The sequence below is a fragment of the Streptomyces sp. NPDC087420 genome (genome assembly GCF_044744165.1).
GTDB lineage: Bacteria > Actinomycetota > Actinomycetes > Streptomycetales > Streptomycetaceae > Streptomyces.
Map to the genome: position 1 here is coordinate 21,274 of NZ_JBIUXU010000028.1, position 9,454 is coordinate 30,727.

The window sequence follows — 9,454 nt, forward strand, 5'->3', positions numbered from 1 at the left end:
CATACACTCTGTATGGACATCGAGTATAGTGTGAGGGAGTGAACGGACAGGCCGGCCCCACGCCCGTCGGACCGCCGTTCGGAACCCCCTCCCGGAGGCGACCCATGACGTCTGTGACGCGGCGGCAAAACCATGATCATGAGCGCCGGTCCGCGGCGACGGAGGCCAAGCTGCTCTCGGCGGTCGAAAGGCTCCTCGGCGCGGGTGAGTCCTTCACGGACCTCAGCGTGCAGCGCATCATCGAGGAGGCCGGGGTGTCCCGGGCCACCTTCTACGCGTATTTCCCGGGGAAGCCGGACATCCTCAAGCGGCTGGCGGAAAAGGTCCGGGACGCCTCCCTGGCCCTGGCCCAGCAGTGGGACCCGGGGGCGGGCGAGGACGGCGCGGACAGGTATACGCGCTTCTTCGAGGACGTTCTCGCCCTCCACCGGGCACACCACCCGGTGCTTTCGGCGGTGCGCGAGGTCGCGACCTACGACTCGGCGGTACGGGACTTCTACACCGCCGATCTGGAGGGGTTCGACGAGGCCGTCCTCGCGACGCTCCTCCAGCAGCAGCACGTGGGCGCCACACCGGCCGACCTCGACGCCGTGGCCGCGAGCCGGGTCATCGTCTGGGGCGGAGCGCAGGCCATGGCCCGTCACATCAGCGTGGACGACGGGAGCGGTGACGCGGCACTGGCCCGCGAACTCGGACGGATCTGGTGGTACGGCGCCTACCGCCGCCCCGCCGGGTGACGCCGACCCGGCACGTCACAGGCGTGCGATGAGGGCGACGTAACGACAGCGAACCTTTGATTGAGTGAGGACTTGCCATGAGTGAAATAGATTCCGCGTATTCCACGAATTCCACGTATGTTCTGATCCCCGGCGCGTGGCACGGCGCGTGGTCCTGGCGCCCGGTCGCCGAGCGGCTGCGGGCCGCCGGGCACCGTGCCGTCTGCCTCACGCTTCCCGGTACGGGAGACGGCGACGATCCCTCGGGAGTCGGGCTCCAGGACGCGGTGGACCATGTGGTCTCCGAGGTGGAGCGACTGGGTCTCACCGACGTGACACTGGTCGCCCACAGTTGGGGCGGATATCCGATGGCCGGTGCGGCGCACCGCCTGTCGGGCAAGGTCTCCCGGGCCGTCTTCTACGCCGCGCAAGTTCCCCTGCGCGGCAGGTCACTGCTGGACGACAACCCTCCGGAAGCCGCGGCATGGCTGCGGAACCTGATCGACGCCTCTCCGACACGTTCGATCCCGCCGACGCTGGAGTTCGTCCAGGGCATCTTCATGCAGGGTGCGGAAGACGGGGCCCAGCGTCTGGTTGCGGAGCTGCTGACGCCGCTGCCCGGCAACTACTTCCTCGACGCACTCGACGTCCCGAGCGTGACCGAACTCGGCATTCCCGCGCTCTACCTCCTCGGTGAGGACGATCGCGCGCTTCCCCTGCCGGGTGCCGAGTTCGCGGCGCGGCTGGGGCTGGAACCCGTCATGGTCCCCGGGACCCACGAGGGCCTGCTGACCCACCCCGACGAGATCGCCAAGGCGATCCTGAACGGCTGACGCTCCGGCCGCGGTCAGCTCGGTCAGCTCGGTCAGCTCGGTGGGCCGGGGGAATGACGGGCGGGCCTCGGGCGTTGTCCCGGCGGCGGAGGGGGCCTCCGTACTCGTGAGGACTGTGGGCCGTGAGCCTGGGGAGAAGCTGAGACATGCGCGTCGAGATTTGGAGTGACATCGCCTGCCCGTGGTGTTATGTCGGGAAAGCCCGCTTTGAGAAGGGGCTCGCGGCGTTCGCTCACCGGGACGACGTCGAGGTGGTGCACCGGTCCTTCGAGTTGGATCCGGGGCGGGCCAAGGGGGACACCGCGCTGGTGGTCGACATGTTGGCCACCAAGTACGGGCGTACCCGTGAAGAGGCTCGTTCCATGGAGGAGAACGTCGCTTCCAACGCGCGTTCCGAGGGGCTTGATTACCGGATCGACGGGCGTGACCACGGCAGTACCTTCGACATCCACCGGCTGCTCCACCTCGCCAAGGCGCGTGGGCGCCAGGACGAGCTGTTGAGCCTCGCCTACCGGGCGAACTTCGCGGAGGAGCGGTCCGTCTTCGACTCCGAGACGCTCGTCGCGCTCGCGGTCGAGGCCGGTCTTGACGAGGCGGAGGCGCGGGCCGTGCTCGCCGACGCGGACGCCTATGCCGACGACGTACGGGCCGACGAGCGTGAGGCGGCCGAACTGGGCGCGAACGGGGTGCCGTTCTTTGTGCTCGACCGGCGGTACGGCGTCTCCGGCGGGCAGCCCGCCGAGGTGTTCACCCAGGCGTTGGAGCAGGCGTGGCAGGGCCGGGTCATCACCGAGATCGGGCAGGACAAGGGTGACGCGGACGCGAACGATGCGAGCGACGCGGCCGTCTGTGGGCCTGATGGATGCGCGGTCCCGCACGCCGGGCCGCACGCGGGCGCGCACGCATAAGCCCTGGTCAGAGGCCATGCATAAGCAGCTCTAGGGTGTTTCCTTCATGGATGCGTGATTGACCCGGGGTGGTGGCGGACTCAGGGTGGGTTCATGACCACCCTGGGGGGCGCCGAGTTCGCGCCCGAGACGACGTACCTGAACACATCGACCGCCGGACTGCTGCCCCGCAGGTCCGTCGAGGCCGTGCGGGACCTCGCGGCCAAGAGCGCGACCGGCTCGTACGACGGCTCCGACGGCTACGAGTCCGCCGAGGCCGCCCGCGCCTCCTTCGCCCGGATCGCCGGGGTCGACCCCAGCCGGGTCGCCCTCGGCGGGTCGGTCGCGGCGCATGTCGCGCTGGTCGCGGCGTCGTTGCCGGCCGGGGCGGAAGTGCTTTTCCCCGAGGGGGAGTTCAGCTCCGTCATCACCCCGTTCACCATCCGTGGCGACCTCAAGCTCCGGTACGTGCCGCTGGAGGCGCTGGCGGAGTCCGTACGGCCCGGCACCGCGTTGGTGGCCTTCTCCGTGGTCCAGTCGGTGGACGGCCGGCTGGCCGACACCGCCGCGATCCTTGCGGCTGCTTCCGCGCACGGCGCTCGTACGCTGGCCGACCTCAGCCAGGCGGCGGGGTGGCTGCCGGTGGACGCGGGTGCGTTCGACTACACCGTCACTGGAGGGTTCAAGTTCCTGCTCAGCCCGCGTGGTGTGTCGTTCCTGACGGTGACGGAGGAGGCGCAGGCGGCCTTGCCGCCGCTGTACGCGGGGTGGGTGGCGGCGGAGTCGCCGTGGGAGAGCACGTACGGCCCGGTCGAGCGGTTCGCCGCCACGGCGCGGCGGTTGGACGCGCCGCCGTCCTTTCTCGCGTATCACGCTGCCGCGCGGTCCTTGGCGCTTCTGGAGTCGACGGGCATCGAGGCGATTCACGCGCACGCGGTGGGGCTGGCGGCGGGGTTCCGGGACGGGGTGGCGGGGTTGGGGTTCTCGCCGGTGGGTGTGGGCGGTGGCGGGGCGTCCGCGATCGTGGCGGTGGCGGGGTTGGGGGAGCGGCAGGGGGCGCTTCTGGAGGCGGGGGTGGTGGTGGCTGCGCGTGGGGGGAACTTGAGGGTGGCGTTCCATCTGTACAACGCGTCCGCCGACGTGTCGCGTGCGCTTGAGGTTCTCGCGGGTTGATGGGCCTGGCGGCCGGCCTTGTTGTCCTCAATCGCCGGACGGGCTTGATTTTGCCCGCTGCGGGCCGGCTTTTCGGGTGCGGGTTGTTGCCGGGGGCCGGGCAGGGGTCGTGTCCTGCACTGCATGTTTTACGTCGCGTTCAGCACCTTGTTTTGATCAACGTTCGCCATGCGACACAAAACACGCTCTACGTTCCGGACACGACCCCTGCCCGTCCCCCTTCCAGGCCCGCGCCAGAACGATCCCAGCCCGTCCGGCGATTGAGGGCAATCAGTAAGCCGCGCCCGAGCACCGGGCAGACGCCAAGGACAAGTAGTAACCGAACCGATCACCGGCGGGACGCATCGCACTCCGACGCCTGCCCGCACAAATTCGCCTCCACCTTCGACAGCAGCCGCGCCAACTCCCCCCGCTCCCCCTCATCCAGCCCCGCCAGCGTGTGCTCCTCCAGTTCGCCCCACGCGTCCTTGACCTCAGAACGCAGCGCGCAGCTGTCCCGTGTCGACTCGACCAGGACCGCCCGCCGGTCCAGGGGGTCGGGCGTCCGGGTCACGTAACCGGCCTGGTCCAGGCGCTGGAGCATCTTCGTGACCGTCGACGGATCCACGTCCATCGCCTTGATCAGCTCCGCCTGGCGGACAGGACCCTCGTTCCACAGGTGCATCATCAGGAACTCCTGGCCCGGATAGAGGCCCGTGCGCTGGAGGAGCTTGCCCGCCGCGATGCGGTGCAGGCGGGCGATCCGGGACAGCGCGTTGCTCACGGGGCTGCCACGCATCCCACTCGGAGCGTCGTGCGCCCCACGCGGGGCATCAGGCGCTCCACCAGGCACACCAGGCGCGTCACCAGTCCAACCGGGCGCTTCGCCCGGACACGCGGGGTCGTCGGAAGTCATGTCACCGAGCTTAGCTTGGCCGGCCAAGGAATGAGCTAGAGTGACTCGCGGTTGTTTACTTGGCCGACCACATACCGTGCCGCCGGCCCACCGCCACCGCGCCCTTGGAGTCACCCATGACCACCGCGTTCGACCCGATCGACCTCTCGGGTACGCAGCTCGCCAACCGCATCGCCCTGGCGCCCATGACCAGGAGCCGCTCCTACGGTCCCAGTCACGCGCCCACCGACGTTGTCGCCGAGTACTACGCCCAGCGGGCCTCGGCCGGTCTGGTGATCACCGAGGGGATCCAGCCCTCCGTCGTCGGGCAGGGGTACCCGGACACCCCCGGCCTGCACAGCGAGGAGCAGATCGCCGGCTGGCGCAAGGTCACCGACGCCGTGCACGCCAACGGCGGCACGATCTTCGCGCAGGTCATGCACGCCGGCCGGATCGGCCACCCCGACCTGCTGCCCGACGGTCTGATCCCGGTCGCCCCGTCCGCGATCGCCGCGAAGGGACAGGTCTACCTCCACGACGGTCCGAAGGACTTCGTCACGCCCCACGAGCTGACGTCCGACGAGATACGCGCGACGATCGCCGACTTCGCCACGGCGGCCCGTAACGCGGTCGACGCCGGTTTCGACGGAGTGGAGCTGCACGGCGCCAACGGTTACCTGATCCACCAGTTCCTGTCGGACACCACCAACACGCGCACCGACGAGTGGGGCGGTTCCGTCGAGGGCCGTACGCGCTTCGCGGTCGAGGTGGCGCGTGCCGTCGTCGCCGAGATCGGCGCCGCGCGCACCGCGATCCGCGTCTCGCCCGGAAACCCGCTCAACGACATCGGCGCCGAGGGCGAACTGGAGGCCACGTACACCTCGTTGGTCCAGCAGTTCGAGGCGCTCGGTCTCGCGTACGTGCATGTGGTCGAGTACAGCCGCGAGTTGACACTCGTCCTGCGCAAGCACTTCTCCGGGACGCTCGTCCTCAACGCCAAGACCGAGGGGCCCACCAGCGCCGAGGAGCTCAAGCTGATCGAGGACGGCGTCGCCGACCTCGTCTCCTTCGGCCAGCTCTTCCTCGCCAACCCGGACCTCCCGGCGCGGCTCAAGGCCGGCGGCCCGTACAACACCCCTGACCCGTCCACGTTCTTCGGCGGTACGGAGAAGGGCTTCACGGACTACCCCGTGCTGGCGGGCTGAGTCCCGACGGGAGGGGGCCGGGCCGGGTCTTCGTGACCGGCCCCGCCCCCTCCCGTACTCACCAGGACTCCTCGACCGCCCTCGCCGCCGCCTCCACGCACACCGTGACCCCGCTCTCCCCGAGCGCCGCGCCCAGGGCGAGGAGCGAGGTCCGTACGGCGTCCTCCGTCGCGTCGGGGCCGTAGTGGTTGACACGGACCATCTCCGACGCGAGCGCGCCACCCCCCGCGACCAGCGGCAGCGAGGCGTCCGACGCGAGCGCCTTCGCCACCACCTCGGCCGCGTCGACCCCCGCCGGCACCCGGATCGTGGTGGCCACCGGAGCAGCCGCCGCGTCCGCGCCCACAAACGGCTCGACCCCGCCGCCCAGCGCCCGCGCACCCGCGCGTGCCGCCCGCGAGGCGGAAGCGTGCCGGGCCGTCACCGCCGCGAGGCCGTCCGCCTCGACGCGCTCCACACACGCCTCCAGCGCCAGCATCTCCAGCTGGGCGGGCGCGTGCGGCAGCGCGCGGCGGCCGCTGTCGATCCAGCGCTCCTTCCAGTCGAGCAGCGAGAGGTACGAGCGGCGCGGCGCCCGCGGATTCGCGGCGAACCGCTCCCAGGCGCGCTCGCTCACCGACACCACCGACACCCCGGCGGGACCGCCCATCGCCTTCTGCGCGCCGATCACACACAGATCCACGCCCCAGGCGTCCGGAAGCAGCGGTTCCGCCGCCACCGACGCGACCGCGTCGAGCATGAAGAGCGCGCCGTGCGCCCGTACGACCTCGCCGATCTCCGCGACCGGGTTGGTGTTGCCGGTCGCCGCCTCGGCGTGCACCAGCGAGACGAAGCCGGTCTCCGGGTGCGCGGCGAGCGCCTGCTCGACCTGCGCCGCGGTGACCGCCGTGTCGAAGGGCACCTCCAGGTCCACGACCTTCGCGCCGCAGTCGCGCAGCCAGTTCCCGAAGGTCTGGCCGTACGGCCCCGTCACCACGTTCAGCGCGGTCGAACCGGGCCGGGCGCCCCCGCGGATACAGGCCTCCAGGGGAAGCAGGGCCTCGCCCTGCATGATCACGACGTCGTTGTCCGTCGCGAGGAGGGAGGCGACCCGCCGCTCGATGGTGGCGAAGTGCGCGGCGGTCAGCGGGGCGAGGCCCAGCAGCGGGTGTGTCACGGGGGAGGCTCTCTCGGCAGGAGTCACGGAGGTTCTGTTCGTCCCCACCGAGGATACTCACCGCTCTGTGTCACCTCCTGATCGTCCTCGTACAGTGCTGTCCATGAGTGATCACGCGGTGCTGCGGGTGAAGGGGCGGGTGCTCGTCGGCCCCGAGGAGGTCAGGGACGAACTGTGGGTGGTCGGCGGCCGGATCACCTACACCCGCCCGCCCGGCGCCCGTGAGGTCCGTACGGTCGCGGGCTGGGTCCTGCCCGGCCTGGTCGACGCGCACTGCCATGTCGGGCTCGACCACCACGGCGCGGTGGACGCGGCGACCAGCGAGAAGCAGGCGCTCGGCGACCGCGACGCCGGCACGCTGCTGCTCAGGGACGCCGGGTCCCCGGCGGACACCCGGTGGATCGACGACCGGGAGGATCTGCCCAAGATCATCCGGGCCGGCCGCCACATCGCCAGGACGCGGCGCTACATCCGTGACTTCGCCTACGAGATCGAGCCCGAGGACCTCGTCGCGTACGTCGCCCAGGAGGCGCGGCGCGGGGACGGCTGGGTCAAGCTCGTCGGCGACTGGATCGACCGCGAGGAGGGCGACCTGACCGCGTGCTGGCCGCGCGAGGCGGTGGTGGCCGCGATCGCCGAGGCGCACCGGCTGGGTGCGCGCGTGACGGCGCACTGCTTCGCGGAGGTCGCGCTGCGCGAACTGGTCGAGGCGGGCATCGACTGCGTCGAGCACGCGACGGGGCTCACGGAGGACACCATTCCGCTCTTCGCCGAGCACGGGGTGGCGATCGTCCCGACCCTGGTCAACATCGCCACGTTCCCGCGGCTCGCGGCGGGTGGCGCGGGGAAGTTCCCGCGCTGGTCGGCGCACCTGAACCGGCTGTACGAGCGGCGTTACGACACCGTCCGCGCGGCGTACGACGCGGGCATCCCCGTCTTTGTCGGTACGGACGCGGGCGGCGCCCTCGCGCACGGCCTCGCCGCGGCGGAGGTCGCCGAACTCGTCACGGCCGGCATCCCGCCGCTGGACGCGCTCTCCGCGACGACGTGGGCCGCGCGCAGATGGCTGGGCCGCCCGGCCCTGGACGAGGGCGCGCCCGCGGATCTTGTGGTCTACGACGAGGATCCGCGCGCGGACGTACGGGTGCTGGCCGCTCCGCGGGTGATCGTGCTGAACGGGCGTGTGGTCGGCTGACGTGCCGTGGGATTGCCCGGTTGACTCAGCGTGACGCGCGGCCACGCCGTCTCGTTGAAGCACTTCTCATGTTCCACGCTCCGGTACGACCGGCGCACCACCCCGACCGTGCCATATGCGGCACTCCGGGGAACGCATGCGCCACCGGAATCGAACCTGTAGTCGGAAACCCCCCTTTGGGGTGAACTCACCCCAGGTGTCTGCCGGTTCACTCTCAGTGCGTAAAGATTCCGGTGTCTCAGTCGCCGCCGCCGCGTGTCCCCGTGTCGGCGCGCCGGCGACACCATGTCTCTTGTGGGGGTTCCACCCTTGAACAGCAACACCTTCCGCATGCCCGCACGCCGCTGCGCCGCCGTGGCGGTCGCCGCCGCCGCCGCGTTGACGGCGGGCCCGGTTCTCCTGGCCGCGCCCGCGCATGCCACCGGCGTCACCGACGGCGACGGCCGGGCGACCGCGGTGGTCCTGCGGACCGGGCTCGACGTGTCCCTGCTCAACAAGACCGTCAACGTTCCGCTGCGGGCCGCGCTCAACGACGTACAGGCACCCGCCGACGCGAACAAGTCCACTTTGACCGTGGAGCTGGACGGGGTCGACCGGGGCAGGCCGTTCACCGTCCTGCGCGCGGACGTGGCGACGTCGCGGGCCACGGTGAACGACCGCAGGGCGGAGGGGTACGCGAACCTCGCCCGCGCGAAGGTGCACGTTCCCGGGCTGCCGTTGCTGTCGCTGATCGAGATCCAGCAGGTCACGTCCAAGGCGGTCTGCGAGACCGGGAAGCGGCCGGAGGCCGAGTCCGAACTGCTGGGCGATGTGACCGTGCTGGGCAAGCGCGTCACACTGTCCGCCGGGGGCCCGACGCGGGTCGAGGTCCCCGGGGTCGGCGAGGTGACGCTCGACCTGTCGAAGACGACGACGACGTCCCGTACGGCGGCGGCGGTAGCGCTTCGGCTTCGCGTGTCGGTGAACCCGCTGAGCCTGAACGTCGCGGACGTGCGGGGCGAGGTGACGCTGGCGGAGGCGACGTGTGCGAGTCCTTCGGTGGTGAGGTCCACGCCGTCGCCGTCGCCGTCGGCGCCTGACGTGAAGCCGCAGACGGAGACGGTGGCGCCGGAGCGGTTGGCGGAGACGGGTGGGGGTGCGACGTTGTACGTGGCGGGGGGAGCGGTGGGGCTCCTCGCGGTTGGCTTTGGCCTCGCGTTTACGCGGCGGCGTGCGCGTTCATAGCGTTTCGCCCGGTGCGGTGGGCGCGGCTTACTGATGTCCTCAATCGCCGGACGGGCTGGGGGTGCCGTGGTGACGGGGGGCGGGGCCTCCGGAGGTACGTATGTCCGGACTGCATGTTTTACGTCGCGTTCAACCGGTCCAATTAGCAACGATCGCCATGCGACACAAAACACGCTCTACGTCCGGACACA

General features: G+C 70.8%; 9 protein-coding genes. 7 read left to right on the forward strand and 2 right to left on the reverse strand.

Going from position 1 to position 9,454, the window contains the following annotated elements:
* Window positions 1-104: 104 nt before the first annotated feature.
* The 4 genes from ACIO1C_RS35355 to ACIO1C_RS35370 all read left to right on the forward strand — a co-directional run bounded on the left by ACIO1C_RS35355 (window position 105) and on the right by ACIO1C_RS35370 (window position 3,609).
* Window positions 105-737, forward strand: a complete 633-nt coding sequence (locus ACIO1C_RS35355; RefSeq protein ID WP_401871785.1) for a TetR/AcrR family transcriptional regulator — start codon at window positions 105-107, stop codon at window positions 735-737.
* A gap of 77 nt (window positions 738-814) precedes the next feature.
* On the forward strand, window positions 815-1,549 hold the full coding sequence (locus tag ACIO1C_RS35360) for an alpha/beta fold hydrolase (protein ID WP_401871787.1): 735 nt from the start codon (window positions 815-817) through the stop codon (window positions 1,547-1,549).
* A 146-nt stretch (window positions 1,550-1,695) separates the two neighbouring features.
* Complete coding sequence (locus ACIO1C_RS35365) at window positions 1,696-2,457, forward strand: DsbA family oxidoreductase (RefSeq protein WP_401871790.1); 762 nt, start codon at window positions 1,696-1,698, stop codon at window positions 2,455-2,457.
* A gap of 93 nt (window positions 2,458-2,550) precedes the next feature.
* Window positions 2,551-3,609, forward strand: coding sequence for an aminotransferase class V-fold PLP-dependent enzyme (locus ACIO1C_RS35370; RefSeq protein WP_401871792.1), 1,059 nt, complete (start codon window positions 2,551-2,553; stop codon window positions 3,607-3,609).
* A 328-nt stretch (window positions 3,610-3,937) separates the two neighbouring features.
* Here the strand turns inward: ACIO1C_RS35370 and ACIO1C_RS35375 are convergent, their stop codons facing one another.
* On the reverse strand, window positions 3,938-4,387 hold the full coding sequence (locus ACIO1C_RS35375; RefSeq protein ID WP_401871795.1) for a MarR family winged helix-turn-helix transcriptional regulator: 450 nt from the start codon (window positions 4,385-4,387) through the stop codon (window positions 3,938-3,940).
* A 233-nt stretch (window positions 4,388-4,620) separates the two neighbouring features.
* On the opposite strand from ACIO1C_RS35375, the gene ACIO1C_RS35380 reads away from it, so the two are divergent.
* On the forward strand, window positions 4,621-5,688 hold the full coding sequence (locus tag ACIO1C_RS35380; RefSeq protein ID WP_401871798.1) for an alkene reductase: 1,068 nt from the start codon (window positions 4,621-4,623) through the stop codon (window positions 5,686-5,688).
* Between the two features lie 58 nt (window positions 5,689-5,746).
* On the opposite strand, the gene ACIO1C_RS35385 is transcribed toward ACIO1C_RS35380, so the two are convergent.
* Window positions 5,747-6,844 carry a pyridoxal-phosphate-dependent aminotransferase family protein gene (locus tag ACIO1C_RS35385; RefSeq protein WP_401871800.1) on the reverse strand — a complete coding sequence of 366 codons (1,098 nt, stop codon included), beginning with the start codon at window positions 6,842-6,844 and terminating at the stop codon, window positions 5,747-5,749.
* A gap of 103 nt (window positions 6,845-6,947) precedes the next feature.
* Between ACIO1C_RS35385 and ACIO1C_RS35390 the strand changes: the two genes are divergently transcribed.
* Complete coding sequence (locus tag ACIO1C_RS35390) at window positions 6,948-8,039, forward strand: amidohydrolase family protein (RefSeq protein WP_401871801.1); 1,092 nt, start codon at window positions 6,948-6,950, stop codon at window positions 8,037-8,039.
* A gap of 309 nt (window positions 8,040-8,348) precedes the next feature.
* Window positions 8,349-9,263 carry an SCO1860 family LAETG-anchored protein gene (locus tag ACIO1C_RS35395; protein WP_401871804.1) on the forward strand — a complete coding sequence of 305 codons (915 nt, stop codon included), beginning with the start codon at window positions 8,349-8,351 and terminating at the stop codon, window positions 9,261-9,263.
* The last annotated feature ends 191 nt before the right edge of the window (window positions 9,264-9,454 follow it).

Bases quoted from the DNA above. Each gene is read 5' to 3' on its own strand.
- ACIO1C_RS35380 (WP_401871798.1), top strand. From the start codon at position 4,621: ATGACCACCGCGTTCGACCCGATCGACCTCTCGGGTACGCAGCTCGCC.
- ACIO1C_RS35370 (WP_401871792.1), top strand. From the start codon at position 2,551: ATGACCACCCTGGGGGGCGCCGAGTTCGCGCCCGAGACGACGTACCTG.
- ACIO1C_RS35390 (WP_401871801.1), top strand. From the start codon at position 6,948: ATGAGTGATCACGCGGTGCTGCGGGTGAAGGGGCGGGTGCTCGTCGGC.
- ACIO1C_RS35375 (WP_401871795.1), bottom strand. From the start codon at position 4,387: ATGCGTGGCAGCCCCGTGAGCAACGCGCTGTCCCGGATCGCCCGCCTG.
- ACIO1C_RS35360 (WP_401871787.1), top strand. From the start codon at position 815: ATGAGTGAAATAGATTCCGCGTATTCCACGAATTCCACGTATGTTCTG.
- ACIO1C_RS35355 (WP_401871785.1), top strand. From the start codon at position 105: ATGACGTCTGTGACGCGGCGGCAAAACCATGATCATGAGCGCCGGTCC.
- ACIO1C_RS35365 (WP_401871790.1), top strand. From the start codon at position 1,696: ATGCGCGTCGAGATTTGGAGTGACATCGCCTGCCCGTGGTGTTATGTC.